The sequence below is a fragment of the Streptomyces sp. NPDC002467 genome, from assembly GCF_042889825.1.
In the GTDB taxonomy this organism is placed as follows: domain Bacteria; phylum Actinomycetota; class Actinomycetes; order Streptomycetales; family Streptomycetaceae; genus Streptomyces.
Genome location: NZ_JBIARJ010000024.1, coordinates 114,158 through 132,754 on the forward strand (window position 1 = coordinate 114,158; position 18,597 = coordinate 132,754).

At 72.5% G+C, this 18,597-nt stretch carries 18 protein-coding genes; 10 read left to right on the plus strand and 8 right to left on the minus strand.

From position 1 onward, the window contains the following. Positions 1 to 94: 94 nt before the first annotated feature. Positions 95 to 1,096, plus strand: a complete 1,002-nt coding sequence (locus ACFYYJ_RS35910) for an ATP-binding cassette domain-containing protein (RefSeq protein ID WP_385128102.1) — start codon at positions 95 to 97, stop codon at positions 1,094 to 1,096. Next, complete coding sequence (locus ACFYYJ_RS35915) at positions 1,093 to 1,947, plus strand: ABC transporter permease (protein ID WP_389138459.1); 855 nt, start codon at positions 1,093 to 1,095, stop codon at positions 1,945 to 1,947. The genes ACFYYJ_RS35910 and ACFYYJ_RS35915 overlap by 4 nt, the downstream gene beginning before the upstream one ends. 59 nt (positions 1,948 to 2,006) lie before the next feature. Here ACFYYJ_RS35915 and ACFYYJ_RS35920 read toward each other — a convergent pair whose 3' ends face one another. Continuing rightward, complete coding sequence (locus ACFYYJ_RS35920; protein WP_389138462.1) at positions 2,007 to 5,591, minus strand: BTAD domain-containing putative transcriptional regulator; 3,585 nt, start codon at positions 5,589 to 5,591, stop codon at positions 2,007 to 2,009. Positions 5,592 to 5,664: 73 nt separating this feature from the next. On the opposite strand from ACFYYJ_RS35920, the gene ACFYYJ_RS35925 reads away from it, so the two are divergent. Next, positions 5,665 to 6,462: a site-2 protease family protein gene (locus ACFYYJ_RS35925; RefSeq protein WP_385128099.1), complete on the plus strand. Its 798-nt coding sequence runs from the start codon at positions 5,665 to 5,667 to the stop codon at positions 6,460 to 6,462. A gap of 3 nt (positions 6,463 to 6,465) precedes the next feature. Here ACFYYJ_RS35925 and ACFYYJ_RS35930 read toward each other — a convergent pair whose 3' ends face one another. Then, positions 6,466 to 6,648: a hypothetical protein gene (locus tag ACFYYJ_RS35930; protein ID WP_384581195.1), complete on the minus strand. Its 183-nt coding sequence runs from the start codon at positions 6,646 to 6,648 to the stop codon at positions 6,466 to 6,468. A 100-nt stretch (positions 6,649 to 6,748) separates the two neighbouring features. Beyond that, a complete protein-coding gene (gene npdG / locus ACFYYJ_RS35935) occupies positions 6,749 to 7,471 on the minus strand; it encodes an NADPH-dependent F420 reductase (RefSeq protein ID WP_389138467.1) in 723 nt (240 codons plus the stop codon). Between the two features lie 106 nt (positions 7,472 to 7,577). Here npdG and ACFYYJ_RS35940 point away from each other — a divergent pair, with 106 nt between their 5' ends. Beyond that, positions 7,578 to 8,183: a hypothetical protein gene (locus ACFYYJ_RS35940; RefSeq protein ID WP_385357871.1), complete on the plus strand. Its 606-nt coding sequence runs from the start codon at positions 7,578 to 7,580 to the stop codon at positions 8,181 to 8,183. A gap of 7 nt (positions 8,184 to 8,190) precedes the next feature. Here ACFYYJ_RS35940 and ACFYYJ_RS35945 read toward each other — a convergent pair whose 3' ends face one another. Further along, the gene (locus ACFYYJ_RS35945) at positions 8,191 to 8,427 is read right to left on the minus strand and encodes a hypothetical protein (RefSeq protein ID WP_384758321.1); all 237 of its coding nucleotides are present in this window, start codon (positions 8,425 to 8,427) and stop codon (positions 8,191 to 8,193) included. 94 nt (positions 8,428 to 8,521) lie between these two features. Here ACFYYJ_RS35945 and map point away from each other — a divergent pair, with 94 nt between their 5' ends. Together map and ACFYYJ_RS35955 are read left to right on the plus strand one after the other, a co-directional pair. Next, positions 8,522 to 9,379: a type I methionyl aminopeptidase gene (gene map, locus ACFYYJ_RS35950; protein WP_385128096.1), complete on the plus strand. Its 858-nt coding sequence runs from the start codon at positions 8,522 to 8,524 to the stop codon at positions 9,377 to 9,379. Between the two features lie 131 nt (positions 9,380 to 9,510). Continuing rightward, positions 9,511 to 10,158 (plus strand): heme oxygenase (biliverdin-producing), encoded by a 648-nt coding sequence (locus ACFYYJ_RS35955; protein WP_385128095.1) that lies wholly within the window; start codon positions 9,511 to 9,513, stop codon positions 10,156 to 10,158. Between the two features lie 21 nt (positions 10,159 to 10,179). On the opposite strand, the gene ACFYYJ_RS35960 is transcribed toward ACFYYJ_RS35955, so the two are convergent. Next, positions 10,180 to 10,857, minus strand: coding sequence for a PhzF family phenazine biosynthesis protein (locus ACFYYJ_RS35960; RefSeq protein WP_385128094.1), 678 nt, complete (start codon positions 10,855 to 10,857; stop codon positions 10,180 to 10,182). A gap of 345 nt (positions 10,858 to 11,202) precedes the next feature. On the opposite strand from ACFYYJ_RS35960, the gene efeO reads away from it, so the two are divergent. Genes efeO through efeU form a run of 3 tightly spaced genes read left to right on the plus strand, consistent with a single transcriptional unit; the run spans position 11,203 to position 14,612 of the window. Further along, the gene (gene efeO / locus ACFYYJ_RS35965; protein ID WP_385357867.1) at positions 11,203 to 12,357 is read left to right on the plus strand and encodes an iron uptake system protein EfeO; all 1,155 of its coding nucleotides are present in this window, start codon (positions 11,203 to 11,205) and stop codon (positions 12,355 to 12,357) included. Positions 12,358 to 12,391: 34 nt separating this feature from the next. Beyond that, the gene (gene efeB / locus ACFYYJ_RS35970) at positions 12,392 to 13,699 is read left to right on the plus strand and encodes an iron uptake transporter deferrochelatase/peroxidase subunit (RefSeq protein WP_389138474.1); all 1,308 of its coding nucleotides are present in this window, start codon (positions 12,392 to 12,394) and stop codon (positions 13,697 to 13,699) included. A gap of 55 nt (positions 13,700 to 13,754) precedes the next feature. Then, on the plus strand, positions 13,755 to 14,612 hold the full coding sequence (gene efeU, locus ACFYYJ_RS35975; protein ID WP_385128091.1) for an iron uptake transporter permease EfeU: 858 nt from the start codon (positions 13,755 to 13,757) through the stop codon (positions 14,610 to 14,612). Between the two features lie 73 nt (positions 14,613 to 14,685). Here the strand turns inward: efeU and ACFYYJ_RS35980 are convergent, their stop codons facing one another. Genes ACFYYJ_RS35980 through ACFYYJ_RS35990 form a run of 3 tightly spaced genes read right to left on the minus strand, consistent with a single transcriptional unit; the run spans position 14,686 to position 16,919 of the window. After that, entirely contained in the window at positions 14,686 to 15,249 is a 564-nt protein-coding gene (locus tag ACFYYJ_RS35980; protein WP_385128090.1) for a GNAT family N-acetyltransferase, read from the minus strand. Continuing rightward, on the minus strand, positions 15,246 to 16,112 hold the full coding sequence (locus tag ACFYYJ_RS35985) for a PhzF family phenazine biosynthesis protein (protein ID WP_389138479.1): 867 nt from the start codon (positions 16,110 to 16,112) through the stop codon (positions 15,246 to 15,248). The genes ACFYYJ_RS35980 and ACFYYJ_RS35985 overlap by 4 nt, the downstream gene beginning before the upstream one ends. Positions 16,113 to 16,157: 45 nt before the next feature. Further along, positions 16,158 to 16,919: an SDR family oxidoreductase gene (locus ACFYYJ_RS35990; RefSeq protein ID WP_385357857.1), complete on the minus strand. Its 762-nt coding sequence runs from the start codon at positions 16,917 to 16,919 to the stop codon at positions 16,158 to 16,160. A gap of 109 nt (positions 16,920 to 17,028) precedes the next feature. On the opposite strand from ACFYYJ_RS35990, the gene ACFYYJ_RS35995 reads away from it, so the two are divergent. After that, the gene (locus tag ACFYYJ_RS35995) at positions 17,029 to 18,303 is read left to right on the plus strand and encodes a Bcr/CflA family multidrug efflux MFS transporter (RefSeq protein WP_385357854.1); all 1,275 of its coding nucleotides are present in this window, start codon (positions 17,029 to 17,031) and stop codon (positions 18,301 to 18,303) included. Positions 18,304 to 18,597: the final 294 nt, after the last annotated feature.

The following is an 18,597-nucleotide window of genomic DNA, read 5'->3' on the forward strand; positions in this document are numbered from 1 at the left end:
CGACAGCCCGCCGACGTCGCGTCGGCGGGCTGTCGTCTTCGTGTCGGCCGGCTGTCGGTCGGCTGTCGGTGCTTTGTCAGTGGCGGCTGGTCCCATGGTGGACATGACGCGAAACGACAAGAACACCAACGCCGTCGAAGTGCGGGGGCTGGTGAAGCACTACGGCGACACCAAGGCGCTCGACGGGGTCGACCTGGACGTCCGCGAGGGCACCGTCCTCGGGGTCCTCGGACCGAACGGCGCCGGCAAGACCACCCTGGTCCGCTGCCTGTCCACCCTGATCACCCCGGACTCCGGCACGGCGACGGTCGCGGGCTACGACGTGGTCCGCCAGCCGCGGCAGCTGCGCCGCACCATCGGCCTCACCGGCCAGTACGCCTCGGTCGACGAGAAGCTCTCCGGCTGGGAGAACCTCTACATGATCGGCCGGCTGCTGGACCTGTCCCGCAAGGACGCCCGGTCGCGCGCCGACGAGCTGCTGGAGCGCTTCTCGCTCACCGAGGCCTCCAAGAAGGCCGCGATGCACTACTCCGGCGGCATGCGCCGCCGGCTCGACCTGGCCGCCTCCATGATCGGCCGCCCGGCCGTGCTGTACCTGGACGAGCCGACCACCGGTCTGGACCCCCGCACCCGCAACGAGGTGTGGGACGAGGTGCAGCGGATGGTCGCCGAGGGGGCCACCGTCCTGCTCACCACCCAGTACATGGAGGAGGCCGAGCAGCTCGCGAGCGAGCTGACGGTCATCGACCGCGGCAAGGTCATCGCCAACGGCAAGGTCGACGAGCTGAAGGCCCGGGTCGGCGGCCGCACCCTGAAGATCCGTCCCGTGGACTCCTCCGACCTGCCGGGCATGGCCCGCTCGCTGGCCGAGGCCGGTCTCGACGGGGTGGCGGGCACGCAGGCCGTCCCGGACGAGGGCGTGCTGCTGGTCCCGATCCTGAGCGACGAGCAGCTGACCGCCGTCGTCGGCCTGCTGGCCGCCCGGGGGTACGCGATCGCCGACCTCGGCACGTACCTGCCCAGCCTGGACGAGGTGTTCCTGTCGATCACCGGCCAGAAGCCCACCATCGAGACCCCCGAGGAGGTCGCGGCATGAGCACCGTAACCACGACGAAGCCCGCCGACGCCGCGGCCGCCCCTGCGGCCGGCGCGGCCGCCCTGCCCGGCGAGGGCCGGATCGGCCTGCGGGCCAACCTGCGCCACATCGGCGCGCTCGTGCGCCGCAACGCGCTCCAGATCAAGCAGGACCCGGAGTCGATGTTCGACGCCGTGCTCATGCCGATCATCTTCACCCTGCTCTTCGTGTTCGTCTTCGGCGGTGCGATCTCCGGCAAGGGCAACCAGGAGGCGTACGTCAACTACGTCATCCCGGGCCTGATGGCCATGATGGGCATGAACATCTCGATGGCGGTGGGCACCGGCGTCAACGACGACTTCAAGAAGGGCGTCATGGACCGCTTCCGGTCCATGCCGATCGCCCGGTCCTCCGTGCTCCTCGCGAAGATCGTCGTCGAGGTCGGCCGCATGCTGGTCGCCATCGCGATCCTGCTGACCGTCGGCTTCATCCTGGGCCTGTCGATCAAGGGCTCGGTGCTGGACCTCTTCTACTCCATCGGCCTGTCCGCCGTCTTCGGCGCCTCGCTGATGTGGATCTTCATCCTGCTCGGTCTGACCATGAAGACGGCGCAGGCCGTCCAGGGCATGGCGATGCTGGTCCTGATGCCGCTGCAGTTCGGCAGCTCGATCTTCGCCCCGCCGACCACCATGCCGGACTGGCTGCAGTCCTTCACCGACTACAACCCGCTGTCCAACCTCGCGGACGCGGCGCGCGCCCTGATCAACGGCACTCCCGTGGGCAACTCCGTGTGGATGACGCTGGGCTGGTCGATCGCCATCACGGCGGTCACCATGCCCCTCGCGGTCCGCAAGTTCCGCCAGAAGACCTGATCCGGGTCGGCCGGTCCGTTCGGATCGCGTCCCGGACGGGCCCCTGACCGGGGGCCGGGTCAGACCAGGGCGGCGGCTTCCTCCAGGGTGAGGCCGCCGCCCTCGGCGTACGCGGCCTCGTACGCGGCATCGCCCAGCGCCGCCCGTGCCAGCTCCTCGGCACGGGCGGCGTCCGCGCGTTCCGTGGTGACGGGGACGTGCGCGGGCGGCAGGTGCGTGCGGTACGCGCCGAGCAGCCGGGCCGCGTCGCGGGTGCGCTCCGGGCCGCCGAGGGAGGCCAGTGAGAGGCCCGCGGTCATCAGGTAGACGGCCTCCATCTGCGGGGCGACCATGGCGGCGAGCGGGTCCTGGACCGCGGCCAGGGCCTGCCGCAGCCGGCCGAGCGCCTCCTCGTGGCGGCCGTCCTCGTTGTCCAGCCAGGCCATCGTGCCGAGCAGGAAGCCGTCGAAGAGGGCGTACGCGCCGAAGGCGAAGTCGTCGCGCAGCGTCTGGAGCTGGACGCGGGCCTCGTCCCTGCGGCCGGTGCGGCCGAGGACGTAGGCGAGGAACATCCGGGCGGCGGGCATGGCCTCGTTGCCGTAGTCCTGCGGGGCGGCGACGATCCCGGAGAGGATGGCCCCGGCCTCCTCCAGCCGGCCCATCTCGGCGAGGTTCCCGGCCATCCGCACCCGCAGCACCGTCACCTGCGCCTTGGCGCCGAGCCGCTGGGCGTGCTCGATCGCCGCCCGGTAGTCCTGGGTGGCGAGGTCGTACTGGCCTCGTTTCTCGCGGGCCTCCGCCCGGGCGGAGAGTGCCTCGGCGCAGCCCCAATCGTCGCCGAGCTGCTGGAAGACGGCCAGGCTCTCCTCGGCGTCGCGGGAGGCGTCGCCGGCCCAGTCGGCGCGGTTGGCGAGGATGTTGGCGCGCAGCTGGAGGGCGGAGCCGAGCTCCCAGCCGTATCCGAGCCCGCGCGCGGCGTCGACGGTCTCGTCGATGACCCGCTTGAGCAGCCCCGGATCCCCCACGATCATGACCGCGTAGATCCAGAGGGAGGCGGGGGTCCGGCAGGTCTGCGGGAGCCCGGGCCGGTAGACGGCGATCACCCCTTCGACCAGGGCCCGCACCTCCGGGGTGTTCCAGTTCTCGTTGGTCTGGTCGCGGGCGGCCAGCCGTACCAGGTGGACCGCGCGCCACGCCTCTGCGAGCAGTTCGCCGCTGTACGGGGGCGGGCTGTCCACGAGCCGCTCGTACACGGGCTCGGCGGGCACGAAGGGCGGCCTGAACGGGTCGGGCCCGAGGGCCGCGGCGGCCTCGGCCCAGTGCCGGGACTCGGCGCGCAGGTCGTGCATGTGCCAGTACCAGCCGAGGGAGTGGATCAGGCACAGCACCTCGTCGGCGTCGCGGGCGGCGACGGCGCGGCGCAGGGCGGTGCGCAGGTTCTCGTACTCGGAGGCGAGCCGGTCGGCGGCCGCGCGCTGGCCGCGGCCGCGCAGCAGCGGCTCGGAGGTGCGGGCGAGTTCGCGGTAGTGGACGAGGTGGCGGCGTTCGGTGTCGGCGCGGTCGGTGCCGGCCGCGGTGAGCTGCTCGGCGGCGTACTCGCCGACGGTCTCCAGCAGCCGGTAGCGCATGGCGGAGCCGTCCGCTCCGGGGGCGGCGACGACGAGGGACTTGTCGACGAGGGAGCCGAGCACGTCCGCGACCTCGTACGAGGCGTCCGCGCAGACGTCCTCGGCGGCGGCGAGGTCGCAGCCTCCGGCGAAGACGGAGAGCCGGCGCAGCACCGTGCGCTCGGGCTCGTCCAGCAGCTCCCAGGACCAGTCGACGACGGCCCGCAGGGTCTGCTGGCGGGGCAGCACGGTACGGGCGCCGCTGGTCAGCAGCCGGAAACGGTCGTCGAGCCGGTCTGCGATCTGCCGGGGTGTCAACAGGCGCAGGCGGGCGGCGGCGAGCTCGATGGCGAGCGGCAGACCGTCGAGGCGGCGGCAGATCTCCGCGGCGGCGGCCGGGTCGTCGTCGGCACGGAACCCGGGCCGGGCGGCGGCGCCGCGGTCGCCGAGGAGCCGCAGCGCGACCGGGTCGGGCAGCGGCTCGACGGGTCGCAGGGTCTCCCCCGGCACGCCGAGGGGTTCGCGGCTGGTGGCGAGGATCTGCACGCCGGGGCAGCGGGCCAGGAGCTCCTCGGCGAGCCGGGCGGCCGCGTCGACGACGTGCTCGCAGTTGTCGAGGAGCAGCAGGAGCCGGCGGCGCGCGCAGTGCTCGGCGAGCCGGTCGAGGGGGTCGTCGCCGTGCCGGTCGGTCAGCACCCGCAGTTCCTCGGTGGCGGCGCCGCGCAGCTTGGTCTCGCGGGCTCCGAGCGCGGCGAGCGCGGCTTCGGCGACGTCCTCCGGATCGTCCACCGGGGCGAGCTCCACGAGCCACACCCCGTCGGGCCAGTGCCCGCGGACGACGTGCGCCTCGGCGGCCTCCTGCGACAGCCGCGTCTTCCCGGCCCCGCCGGGCCCGAGCAGGGTGACGAGCCGGGCCCGCCCGAGGTCGTCCCCGATGACCCCGATGTCGTCCTCACGGCCCACGAAGGTGGTCAGCCTGGCCCGCAGGTTCCCCTGGTGGGGGGCGGGGTACGAGCCGCCGCCGGGCCCGGCGGCCGCGCCGTGACCGGGGTACGGGTCACCGCCCTGCCCGGCGGCCGCGTCGGCCTGGCGCGGGTGTCCGGGCCCCGCCGCGGCGGAGGTGTGCGAGCCGTGCCCCGGCCTGCCCTCGCCCGGGGGCTGCGCCCCGGACCGGACGAGGTCCCGCTGCCCGGCCGCGCCGGGAGCGGGGTACGGGGCGTGCGGCCCGGGCCCGGCGTGGGCACCGGGGTACGGGGTCTGGGCTCCGGCGCCGCCCGGGGTCAGGGGCTGCGCCCCGGACCAGCCGGAGTCGGTGCCACGGGCTCCCGGCCAGGACTGCGGCGGGGACAGGAGTTCGGCGTGCAGGGCCCGGAGCGCCGGGCCGGGGTCCGCGCCCAGGCGGTCGGCGAGCTCCCTGCGCACGGCTTCGTACGCGGCCAGTGCCTCCGCCGGGCGGCCCGCGTCGCGCAGGGCGCGGATCCGCAGGGCCTGGAGCGGTTCGTCCAGCGGCTGCTGCGCGCACAGGGCGGTCAGCTCGGGCAGGGCCTGCTCGGCCCGGCCCAGGGCGAGGGCCGCGGCGAGTCGCCCCCGGCGCGCGTCGGACCGTACGGCCTCCCAGCGCGCGGCCTCGGCGGCCGGGTCGGGCAGGTCGGTGAGCGCGGGTCCGCGCCACAGGGCGAGGGCCTCGTCGTACGCCGCGGCGGCCTTGGCGGCGTCCCCCGCGGTCAGCGCCGCCTCCCCGTCCCGGGCGAGCCGCTCGAAGCGGTACAGGTCGACGTCCTCCCGCTCGGCGGCCAGCTGGTAGCCGCCGTCCGCGGAGCGCACCGCCCCGTGCCCGAGTGCCCGCCGCAGCCGCGCGACCAGCGCCTGGAGGGCGGCCACGGCGTCGGCCGGCGGGTCGCCGTCCCACACCTGGTCGACCAGGAGGTGCGCCCGCACCACCCGCCCCGGCCGCAGCGCGAGCGCGGTCAGCAACGCCCGCAGGCGTGCGCCGCCGACGGCGACGGGGGTCCCGTCGTCGCGGATGGCCTGGGTGGTGCCGAGGATCGCGTAATGCACCGGCCCATTGTCCCCGTAGCGGCCCCCGGCCCCGACTCCATTTCCGTCCCGCTCCCGGGATAGGTTTCGCCGCATGGGTCATCAGGGCAGCCGCGACGAGCGGCGCATCAGTTCCGTGTTCCTCGGCATCGTCGCCGTCATGGCGGTCACCGGCTGGGCGGTGTGGACCCAGTACGCGACGAGCACCGGCCTCGCCGTCTTCCTGTTCGTGACCTCGGCGTGGATCGTCTCCCTCTGCCTGCACGAGTACGCGCACGCCCGCACCGCCCTGCACGGCGGCGACCTGACGGTCGGGGCCAAGGGCTACCTGACGCTGAACCCGCTCAAGTACACGCACGCGCTGCTCAGCATCATCCTGCCGGTGCTGTTCGTGATCATGGGCGGCCTGGGCCTGCCCGGCGGCGCCGTGTACATCGAACGCGGTCGGATCCAGGGCCGCTGGAAGCACAGCCTCATCTCGGCGGCGGGCCCGCTGACCAACGTGGCCTTCGCCGTCGTCTGCACGGCGCCGTTCTGGCTGGACGCCCTCGAAGGCGTCCCGTGGTCCTTCCGCTTCGCGCTCGCCTTCCTCGCCCTGCTCCAGGTCTCGGCGGCGATCCTGAACTTCCTGCCGGTACCGGGCCTGGACGGATACGGGATCATCGAGCCGTGGCTCTCGTACGGCGTCCGCCGCCAGGTGGAGCCGCTGGCGCCGTTCGGCCTGATCGCCGTGTTCGCCCTCCTGTGGATCCCGGAGGTCAACGCCCTCTTCTTCAACTCGGTGAGCGGCGTGCTGTCCGGCCTCGGCGTCTCGGACCTGGAGACGTACTGCGGCCGCGACCTCTACCGCTTCTGGCAGGAGACCAACGGCCTGTGCACCGTCGCGCGCTAGCGCCTACGAACTGCGCGCGGCCTTCTCGGCCTTCGCCTTGCGCTGGTAGTACCAGGCCATGTTGGACGTGAGGCCCGCGAGCAGCACCCACACGATCCCGATGTAGTTCCCCTGGACGAAGGCGACGACGGCCGCGGCGGTCGCGAGGACGCAGACGACGACGGCGAAGACGGCAAGGCGGGGCATGGGGAGAACTCCTCGGAAACACTGAAGGCGGTCGAGCCCTCCCAGTGTCCCCCATGCCCCGCAGTGCTCCTGTAAAGACGGGGCGGCGGGCCCCCGGCGGTCAGACGTCCGTGATGCGGAGGCCCGCGTGGGCCTTGTAGCGGCGGTTCGTCGAGATCAGGTTCGCGACCAGGGACTCGACCTGGTGGGCGTTGCGCAGGCGGCCCGCGAAGACTCCGCGCATGCCCGGGATGCGGGCGGCGAGTGCCTGGACGAGGTCCGTGTCGGCGCGGGATTCGCCGAGGACCATCACGTCGGTGTCGATCTCGTCGATGGTCTCGTCCTGGAGGAGGACCGCCGAGAGGTGGTGGAAGGCGGCGGTGACCCGGGAGTCCGGGAGCAGGGCTGCGGCCTGCTGGGCGGCGCTGCCCTCCTCGACCCGGAGGGCGTACGCGCCCTGCTTGTCGAAGCCGAGCGGGTTGACGCAGTCCACGACGAGCTTGCCCGCGAGGTCCTCGCGCAGGGCTTCGAGGGTCTTGGCGTGGCCCTCCCACGGCACGGCGATGATGACGATGTCGCTGCGGCGCGCGCATTCGGCGTTGTCGGCTCCCTCGACGCCGAGGCCGAGTTCCTCGGCGGCGGTCCGGGCGCGGTCGGCGGCGCGGGAGCCGATGATCACCTTCTGACCGGCCCGGGCGAGCCGATAGGCGAGGCCGCGGCCCTGGTCGCCGGTGCCGCCGAGGACGCCGACGACGAGGCCGGAGACGTCCGGGAGCTCCCAGGGGTCCTTGGCCGGCGGCTTCTGCGTGTTGTCTGAGGGGGTCGAGGAAGTCGAGGAAGTCATGGGGGCGAGGGTACTGCCGAGTAGGCGACAGTCGAAGGGCCGGGAAGGGGGAGGAAGCGGTGGGAAGCGGTCACATTCGCGCCGTCCGTACGGCAGGATGCCGCCTATGGATGCCGTGAGAGTCGCGCTGCTGCGGGAGGTGCTCGCCGGAACGCAGTGGCCGGGGGCGGCGCGGCGCTTCGCCGGGGTGCTGCGGCGTTCCGTGGTCCCCTCCGGCGGGAACCTGCTGCTGGTGGGGACCGAAAGCTACGAGCCCTGGCACCTGGCGGCGCACCTGGTGGACGAGGCGGCCTGGTCGGGCCTGCCGGAGCTGGCGCCCACGCTCGTACGCCACCGGGTCCTGCCCGGGGAGCCGCCGCACCTGTCGGTCGGGCTGAGCCGGCTGGAGGCGGCCCGGCGCGGGCACACGCTGCTGGTGGTGGCCCCGCGGGAGCCGGGTGAGGGGTTGCTGGAGCGGGTGCACGACGCCCGGCGCGCGGGGGCGACCGTTCTGTCCCTGGACGGCGGGGACCCGGATCTGGGCACGCTGGCGCACGACGCGCTGTCGGTGCCGGACGGGGCCGCCGAGCTGGATCTGGACACCGTGCAGCACCTGGTCAGCGCGGCGGCCGGGGAGAACGGCCTGCCGGTGCAGCGCGGACCGCGCCGCTTCCGGGACCGGCTGGCACGGCTGGCCGATCAGCTGACCGCGCCGCCGCCCAGCCGCTGGTGATCGGACGTCAGGTCGTCGTGCCCTCGTCCTCCTCGCGGGACTTGTCGTTCCACTTGGGATCGTTCTGCCATTCGAGGTTGCGCTCCTGCGCCGACTCCATGGCGTGGGCGGCCTCCTCGGGGCTCCCGTACGGACCGAAGCGGTCCTTGGCGGGGCATTCGGGGCCTTCCTCGACCTTCTTGTGGACCAGGCAGTAGTACCACTCGCCCGGTTTGCCCACCTGGCGTTTCTTGAACAGGGCCATCGCTCTCGGGCTCCTCTCGATACCGCTCTCGATACCGCTGTTGAACGATCTCTGCCGCCATGCTGCCCCATCCCCGCTGGATACACTCGCATGCATGTCTGGCCAGTCGCTGCTCGTACCAGGCGAGCTCTCTCCCGCCCGTTCCGTTCCCGGAAACATCCGCCGGCCCGAGTACGTGGGCAAGCCCATGCCCACGCCGTACACCGGACCGGAGGTGCAGTCGGCCGAGACCATCGAGGCCATGCGCATCGCCGGCCGGATCGCCGCCCAGGCGATGGAGGAGGCCGCCAAGCTGATCGCCCCGGGGGTGACCACCGACGAGCTGGACCGGGTCGCGCACGAGTACATGTGCGACCACGGCGCCTACCCGTCGACCCTCGGCTACCGGGGCTTCCCGAAGTCCCTGTGCTCCTCGGTCAACGAGGTCATCTGCCACGGCATCCCCGACTCCACCGTCCTGCGGGACGGCGACATCGTGAACCTGGACGTGACCGCGTACATCGGCGGGGTCCACGGCGACAACAACGCCACCTACCTGTGCGGGGAGGTGGACGAGGAGTCGCGGCTGCTGGTGGAGCGGACCCGCGAGTCGTTGAACCGGGCCATCAAGGCCGTCAAGCCGGGCCGCCAGATCAACATCATCGGCCGGGTCATCGAGTCGTACGCGAAGCGCTTCGGCTACGGCGTGGTCCGGGACTTCACCGGCCACGGCATCAACTCGTCCTTCCACTCCGGCCTGATCATCCCGCACTACGACAGCCCGCACGCCACCACCGTCATCGAGCCCGGGATGACCTTCACCATCGAGCCGATGCTGACCCTGGGCACCCACGAGTACGACATGTGGGCGGACGGCTGGACCGTCGTCACGAAGGACCGCAAGCGGACCGCGCAGTTCGAGCACACCCTGGTGGTGACGGACACCGGGGCGGAGATCCTGACCCTGCCCTAGTGGTCCGCCGCGGCGGCTCCCTTTTTTACCGACAAGGCGTCGGGAACCCGTTGACTTAGGCGAACCTAAGCAGGAGGATCAGGCGTGGCGGCCTCGCCGTCACGCCTGTTTCCGCTTCCTGGAGGTCGGTCTTGGACGCTTTCTCTACGGTCATCCGCGTCGCCTCGCACCAGCAGCACACCGAAGCGGAGACCTCGACCTTCATGAGCGACCTGCTGGGCGGACGGCTCGGGGTCGACGCCTACACCCGCTACACCGAACAGCTGTGGTTCGTGTACCGGGCACTGGAGGACGCCGCCGAGTCCCTCGGGGACGACCCGGTCGCCGGCCCGTTCATCCGGCCCGAGCTGATGCGCGTCGCCGAGATCGAGCGCGACCTCGCCCACCTGCTGGGCCCCGACTGGCGCTCCTCGGTCTCGGCCCTGCCCGCGACCGAGGCGTACGCCGCCCGGGTGGCCGAGTGCGCGGCCGAATGGCCGGGCGGGTACGTCGCCCACCACTACACGCGCTACCTGGGCGACCTCTCCGGCGGCCAGATCATCCGCGACAAGGCGGAGCGCACCTGGGGCTTCGAGCGCAAGGGCGACGGCGTCCGCTTCTACGTCTTCGCGGACATCTCCAACCCGGCCGCCTTCAAGCGCGTCTACCGCGAACTGCTGGACGCGATCGCCGCGGACGACCTGGAGAAGCAGCGCATCATCGACGAGTGCAAGCGCGCCTTCGACTTCAACGGCGCCGTCTTCCGCGAGCTGGGCGAACAGTTCCCGCTCAGCGCGTGATCCCTCCGGGGACCCCGCACCTCAGAGGCCGGTCGGGCCCCCGCCCGGGTGCGCCGCGAAGCGGACGCGGCCGCCGATCTCGACCGTGCCGTCCGGGCCGGGCGCCGTGAGGATCTGGGAGCCCGCGCCCTGGGTGATGTTCAGGGCGCGGTTCAGCTCGGCGGTCAGCAGGATCGCGGCCGAGCCTGTGGCCTCGTCCTCGGTGATGACCCCGTCGGGGCGGCGCGGGAAGCCGCGGGCCCGTACCCGGCCCGCGGTCTCGTCCTCCCAGGCCCACGCGTACAGCCAGCCCTCGCCCGGCGGCGGGGCGGGCAGCGCCTCCACTTCGGCGACGGACGCGAACTGCTCGGTGCGCTTGCCCTCGACCCACTCGGGGCGGGCCGTGATCCAGGTGAACTCCCCGTCGTCACGGGCCCACACGGAGCCGACCGGCGGCTGGAGCTCCTCGATGTCCAGCAGCCAGGCGAGGCCCACCAGCGGGTGCCCGGCGAAGGACATCCGCGTGCCGGGGGTGCGGATGTCGACGATCCCGCGCTCGGGGTCGTCCACGAAGACCGTCTCGCTGTAGCCGAGTTCGGCGGCGAGGGCCTGCCGTGACGCGTCGTCGGGGCAGCTCCGGCCGTCGCGTACGACACCGAGCAGGTTGCCGAAACGGCCGTCGCCCGCACAGAAGACCTTCAACACGTCGAGATCGTTCACGCGGGCATTCAAGCACGGCCGTCACCCGCCCCGCGGGGCCGAGCGGCGGCGCACCGCGACGAACCTCCGCCGCCCCACCCGTCACACCGGCCCCACCCCCGGTTCCCGTACGGAGGAACGGCGGATTCCGCAGTACGGAACGGTCACCACGACTTGACCTTCACTTGACCTTTCCATGGGGCCGCCATGGAGTGGCCGTAATGGCGTCGTGTCCGTGGCCGAAAGGTGAGAGCTGAATCACTGGACGAGTGGGTATTGGTCAGGTAAGCCTCGGTTAAGTTAGGTCCGCCTCACCGGCCTCTCCCCCTTGGGACGGCCCGATTCGTCCGACGCCCAGGAGCCCGCATGCGCCCCGCCCGCCTCACCGTCATCGCCGCCGCCTCCGTGGCGGCCGCCCTGACCGCCGTCACCGGCTGCTCCCAGAAGAGCGACGCGGGCGGCAACGGCGCGATCAAGGTGGCGGCCTCCGACAGCGCCTGCGACGTGTCGAAGAAGGAGTTCCCGGCGGGCAAGGTCACGATCGACGTCGAGAACAAGGGCTCCAAGGTCACCGAGGTCTACGTCCTGTTCCCGGACGCCCGCATCGTGACCGAGCGCGAGAACATCGGCCCCGGCACCAAGGCCTCCATCACCGCCGAGATCAAGGCGGGCGACTACGAGATCGTCTGCAAGCCCGGCATGAAGGGCGACGGCATCACCCAGAAGGTCAAGGCCACCGGCAAGGGCGCCGCCGCCGAGAAGCGCAGCCCCGAGGCCGACGCCGCCGTCGCCGCGTACCGCGCGTACGTGGTCAAGCAGGCCGAGGAGACCCTCCCCAAGGCGCAGGCCTTCGCCGACGCCGTCAAGGCCGGCGACATCGAGACCGCGAAGAAGCTGTACGCCGCCTCCCGCATCGGCTGGGAGCGCACCGAGCCGGTCGCCGAGTCCTTCGGTGACATCGACCCCAAGGTCGATGTCCGCGAGGACGGCCTGGAGGCCGGCCAGGACCCGGCGAAGGACTGGACGGGCTGGCACCGCCTGGAGAAGTCCCTGTGGGCCGACAACAAGATCGACGACAACGACAAGAAGCTCGCCGACACCCTGATCACGGACCTGACCGACTGGCAGAAGAAGGTCGGCTCGGCGGAGATCACCCCCAGCTCCATCGCGAACGGCGCCAAGGAGCTCCTCGACGAGGTCGCCAGCGGCAAGGTCACGGGTGAGGAGGAGCGCTACTCCCACACCGACCTCGTCGACTTCAAGGCGAACGTCGAGGGCGCCCAGGAGGCCTTCGAGGTCCTGAAGCCGATCGTCTCGAAGTCCGACGCGGAGCTCACCAAGCAGCTGGAGACCCAGTTCGCGGCAATGTCGGTCCTGCTCGACAAGTACCGCGCCGACAAGGCGTCCTACGACTTCACCTCCTACGACAAGGTCGGCGACGCGGAGCGCAAGGAGCTCTCCGACGCCGTCTCCGCCCTCGGTGAGCCGCTGTCCAAGCTCGCCGCCGCGGTCACGAAGTAAGTCACGGCAGAGTCGAAGGAGGCGGGAGACCACCATGAGCGAGTCCGAGTCGGCGGCGCAGCCGCAGCAGCCGCAGCAGCCGGAGCAGCAGGAGACCGACGGGTCCACGGCCGCGACCACGCCCTCGCGGCGTGCCGTCCTGGGCTGGGGCGGGGCCGGGCTCGCGCTCGGCGCGGCCGCGGCGGGCGGTGCGGCGGCCGCGTTCGGCGGCGGTTCGGACATGGTCTCGGCGGCCGCGGCCGGTGCGGCCGTGCCGTTCCACGGTGATCACCAGGCCGGCATCGCGAGCGCCGTGCAGGACCGTCTGCACTTCGCGGCCTTCGACGTGAAGACGAAGAGCCGTGACGAGCTGATCAAGCTCCTGAAGGACTGGACCGAGGCGGCCCGCCGCATGACGGCCGGCCTGCCGGTCGGCGAGGGCGGCTTCGGCGGTCTCCCGGAGGCCCCGCCGGACGACACCGGCGAGGCCCTGGGCCTGAAGGCCTCCCGCCTCACCCTGACCATCGGTTTCGGGCCGGGCCTGTTCGCCAAGGACCGGTTCGGGCTGGAGGGCAAGCGCCCCGACGCGCTGGTCGACCTGGAGCTGTTCCCCGGCGACAACCTCGACGCGGCCCGCTCCGGCGGCGACATCTGCGTCCAGGCCTGCGCCGACGACCCGCAGGTCGCCGTGCACGCGATCCGCCAGCTGGCCCGCATCGGCTTCGGCAAGGTCGCGGTGCGCTGGTCGCAGCTCGGCTTCGGCAAGACCTCGTCGACCACGCCGGACGCGCAGACCCCGCGCAACATGATGGGCTTCAAGGACGGCACCCGGAACATCTCGGGCACCGACAACGCGGCCCTGGACAAGCACGTGTGGGTCGGCGCCGGCGACGGCAGCGACTGGATGACCGGCGGCTCGTACCTGGTCTCCCGGCGCATCCGGATGCACATCGAGACGTGGGACCGCACCCCGCTGCAGGAGCAGGAGGACATCTTCGGCCGCGACAAGGGCGAGGGCGCCCCGGTCGGCAAGTCGAAGGAGCGTGACGAGCCGTTCCTGAAGGCGATGAAGCCCGACTCGCACGTCCGCCTCGCGCACCCCGACAGCAACGACGGCGCGACCATCCTGCGCCGCGGCTACTCCTTCACCGACGGCACGGACGGGCTGGGCCGCCTCGACGCGGGCCTGTTCTTCATCGCCTACCAGCGGGACGTCCGCAAGGGCTTCATCCCCCTCCAGCGCCGGCTGTCGAAGAACGACGCACTGAACGAGTACATCCAGCACGTGAGCTCGGCGATCTTCGCCGTCCCGCCGGGCGTCCGCGACAAGGACGACTGGTGGGGCCGGACGCTGTTCGCGTAGTCCCCGTCGTCGTACCGCCCGTAGGTCCCGGAGCTCCCGGAGAGGAACCACCGCCGTGTTCGGCAACTATCTGATCGGCCTGCGCGAGGGGCTGGAGGCCAGCCTGGTCGTCTGCATCCTCGTCGCGTACCTGGTGAAGACCGAGCGCCGGGACGCCCTGCGTCCCGTGTGGCTCGGCATCGGGATCGCCTGCGCGCTCTCGCTCACCTTCGGCGCGATGCTCGAATTCGGCACCCAGGAGCTGACCTTCGAGGCGCAGGAGCTGCTCGGCGGCAGCCTCTCCATCATCTCGGTGGGCCTGGTGACGTGGATGGTCTTCTGGATGAAGCGCACCGCGCGGCACCTGAAGGCCGAGCTGCACGGCAAGCTGGACACGGCGCTCGCCATGGGCACCGGCGCGCTGGTCGCCACGGCCTTCCTGGCCGTGGGCCGCGAGGGCCTGGAGACCGCGCTGTTCGTGTGGGCGTCCGTACGGGCGAGCGGCGAGGGCTCCTCGGCCCCGCTGATCGGGGTGCTGCTCGGCATCGCGACGGCGATCGTGCTGGGCTGGCTCTTCTACCGGGGCGCCCTGAAGATCAACCTGGCGAAGTTCTTCAAGTGGACGGGCGCCATGCTGGTCGTCGTGGCCGCGGGCGTGCTCGCGTACGGGGTCCACGACCTCCAGGAGGCCCGCTTCCTGGGCGGCCTGGGCGACAAGGCCTTCGACATCAGCTCCGCCATCCCGCCGGACAGCTGGTACGGGACCCTGCTCAAGGGCGTCTTCAACTTCCAGCCGGACCCCACGGTCATCCAGCTGTCGGTGTGGGCGCTGTACCTGGTGCCGGTGCTGGCGCTGTTCTTCTACGACGCGAAGCGCCCGGCCGCCCCGAAGCCGCAGCCCGCGGCCGCGGGGGCCGAGCAGCAGGCCGGCTGACGGACGGGAACGACCGAACGGGCCGTGGAGGCCGCCTTTCCGGCGGCGACCACGGCCCGTTCGCGTCCCCCGGTCACCACAACCGGTCGATCAGCCCCGGGTACAGCGGGACGCGGACCCCGGTGAAGGCCGCCCGGTCCCGGTCCTGGGTGTCCGTGAAGAAGGCGGCCAGGACCTCCTTGCCGAAGCCCGGCCCGTCCGTGCCGAGCGGCTCCTGCGGGGTGCCTCCGACCAGCACGGTGCCGGGCAGCACCTCGAAGCCGGCCGCCTCGTAGAAGGGGGTCAGCGGGCGGTCGCAGCTGAACAGCGCCAGGTCCACGGCCGGGTCCGCCGCCAGTTCGGCGCGGGCCGCCCGGACCAGCCGGCCGCCCAGCCCCCGGCCGCGCGCCTCCGGCCGGGTGACCACGGCGCTCAGCCCGGCCGCCCCGTACGTCCGCCCGGCGAGCGGGACCTCCTTGAACAGCAGCGCCAGCGAGGCGGCCACCACCCCGTCGTCGCCCACGAGCAGCAGGGCGCGCGGCGCCAGCGCCGGATCGTGCCCGGGAGAGGAACCCGGCCAGGCCGCCTGCTCCAACTCGCCCACCTGCCGGGCCAGGCCGGCGGGCACCTCGGCCTCGGCGAACCGCAGTACCCTCACGCGATCCGGACGCCCTCGCCGGCGACCCTCACCCGGGGGTCGCCCGCGCGCAGTTCCACGGTGAGCACTCCGGGGCGGCCCATGTCCTCGCCCTGGTGCAAGGTGAGGACGGCCTCCTCGGGGACCAGCCCGAGCTCGCGCGCGTACGCCCCGAAGGCGGCCGCGGCGGCGCCCGTGGCCGGGTCCTCGACGACTCCGCCGACCGGGAAGGGGTCCCGTACGTGGAACTCCGCCGGGCCCGCGCGGTGCACCAGCTGGACCGTGACGAGGTCGAGGCGCCGCATCAGGGCCTCCAGCCGGGCGAAGTCGTAGTCGAGGTCCGCGAGCCGGGCCCGGGTGGCCGCACCGAGCACGAGGTGCCGCGCGCCCGCGTAGGCGATCCTGGCCGGGAACGCCGGATCCAGGTCCGCCGCCGGCCACCCCAGGGCGGCCAGCGCCTCGTCGAGGTCCTCGGCGCCGATCCCCTCGACCCGGGGTTCGACACTCGTCAGCGTGGCCCGCAGCCCGCCGTCGGGTGACTCGGTCACGGACACCGGGACGGTTCCCGCCCGGGTGGCGAACACCAGCTCACCCGGGCCGATCCGCTCCCCGAGCGCCACGGCGGTGGCCACCGTGGCGTGCCCGCAGAACGGGACCTCCACCTTCGGGCTGAAGTAGCGCACGGTGAAGGCGCGGCCGGGTTCACCGCCGAGCCCCTCGGGCGGGTCGGTGAGGAAGGCCGTCTCGCTGTAGCCCAGCCCGGCGGCGATCTCCAGCATCGCGCCCGCGTCGAGCCCGGCGGCGTCGAGGACGACTCCGGCGGGGTTGCCGCCCTCCGGGTCCCGGGAGAAGGCGGTGTAGCGCAGTACTTCGGTATCCGTCATCCGGTCATGATCGACCGCGGTCCGACGGCCGCGCAACGGGGTTGCTCAGCCCCGCCCGATGTACGGCATCGTCGTCGCCATCACCGTCGCGAACTGGACGTTCGCCTCCAGCGGCAGCTCCGCCATGTGCAGGACGGTGCGCGCCACGTCGGCCGCGTCCATCACCGGCTCGACGGCCAGTTGCCCGTTGGCCTGGAGGATGCCGGTCTGCATCCGCTCGGTCATCTCCGTCGCGGCGTTGCCGATGTCGATCTGGCCGCAGGCGATCCGGTACGGACGCCCGTCCAGCGACAGGGCCTTCGTCAGGCCGGTCATCGCGTGCTTGGTCGCCGTGTAGGCGATGGAGTGGGGGCGCGGCACGTGTGCGGAGATGGAGCCGTTGTTGATGATCCGTCCCCCCTGGGGGGACTGTTCCTTCATCTGGCGGAAGGCGGCCTGCGCGCACAGGAAGGATCCGGTCAGGTTGACATCGACGACCGAGCGCCACGCGTCATAGGAGATGTCTTCGAGCGGGACCCCGCCCGGGCCGAAGGTTCCGGCGTTGTTGAAGAGCAGGTCGAGGCGCCCGTACCGGCCCCGCACCGACTCGAACAGAGCATTCACGCCGTCCGGGTCGCTCACGTCGGTCGGCACGCACAGCACGTCGGCGTCCTCGCCGGCCGCCTTCGCGGTCTCCTCCAGCGGCTCGATCCGGCGGCCCGCCACGGCCACGGCCCAGCCGGCGGCGGCCAGGGTCAGGGCCACGGAACGGCCGATTCCGGAGCCGGCGCCGGTCACCACTGCGATCTTCTTGGCACTTGCGTTCATGGGGCCGCAGGTTACGTCACACCGGGCTCCGGCCCCGGGACGTTCCGATAGCTGAGAGCATGGGTCGGTCAGGGGTGCGAAAAACAGACAAGAGGACTGGAGTTCCCGTATGTCGGAGAGAGGCCCCTCGACGGCCCCCTCGGGCGCCGCGTCGCCCGAATCGCCCTCCGTCCCCCTGACGACGGCACGCCGCACCGGCCTGCTGGTCACGTTCATACTCGGCGGGCTCACCGCCCTCCCGCCGCTGTCCATGGACATGTACCTCCCGGCCCTGCCGGAGGTCACCACCGCCCTGCGCAGCCCCGCCGCGACCATCCAGCTCACCCTGACCGCCTGCCTCGCCGGCATGGCCCTGGGACAGCTCGTCATCGGCCCGATGAGCGACAAGTGGGGCCGGCGCCGCCCGCTGCTCACCGGCATGGTCGTCTACGTCCTCGCCACCGCCATCTGTGCCCTCGCGCCCTCCGCCGAACTCCTGATCGCCTTCCGGCTGCTCCAGGGACTGGCCGGCGCGGCCGCGATCGTCATCGCCCGGGCCGTCGTGCGCGACCTGTACGACGGCGTCGAGATGGCCCGCTTCTTCTCCACCCTGATGCTGATATCCGGCGTGGCCCCGATCGTCGCCCCGCTCATCGGCGGCCAGGTGCTCCGCTTCTCCGACTGGCGCGGGGTGTTCGTCGTCCTCACCGCCATCGGCATCGCGCTCACCCTGACGGTGTGGCGCAGCCTCGGCGAAACCCTCCCCGCCGAACGCCGGCAGACGGGCGGCGTCGGCGCCGCCCTGCGCACCATGCGGGGCCTGCTGTCCGACCGCGTCTTCACCGGCTACACCCTGACCGGCGGCTTCTCCTTCGCCGTCCTCTTCTCGTACATCTCCGCGTCCCCCTTCGTGGTGCAGGAGATCTACGGGGCTTCCCCCCAGGCCTTCAGCCTCCTCTTCGGCGTCAACTCCGTCGGGCTGATCGCCGTCGGCCAGATCAACGGCAAGCTGCTGGTGGGCCGGGTCAGCCTGGACAAGGTGCTGGCCGTCGGCCTGACCATCGTCACCGCCGCAGCGCTGTCCCTCCTCCTGATGTCGACGGGCGTCTTCGGCACGGTGGGCCTCACCCCGATCGCGGTCGCCCTCTTCGTCCTCATGTCGGCGATGGGCGTGCTCCTGCCGAACACCAACGCCCAGGCCCTCATGCGCACCCCGCACGCGGCGGGCTCGGCCTCTGCCCTCATCGGCACCTGCTCCTTCCTCGTCGGCGCGATCGCCTCGCCCCTGGTCGGCATCGCGGGCGAGGACACGGCCGTCCCGATGGCCGTGGTCCAACTGACCTGCGTCCTCCTGGCGACAACCTGCTTCCTCACCCTCTGCCGCCCCTGGCGCCCCCGGCCCTGACCCCACGGGGCGGCCCCCTGTGACACCCCCGCGCCGTCGGGGTCGGGTGCGTGGCCGGGCGCCTCCGCGAGCGTCGAACGCCGGTGCCCAGCGGGGCCGACCCCCGCCCGTACTCCCGCGACGCCGTCGGGGTCGGGTGTGCGGCGGGGCGCCCCCGCAGAACGTCCAACGCCGGTGCTCAGCGGGGTCGGCCCCCTGTCACCCCCGCGCCGTCGGGGTCGGGTGTGCGGCGGGGCGCCCCCGCAGGGCGTCGAACGCAACCACGTTCTGCATGTCCGCTGCCGCTCCCCGTTC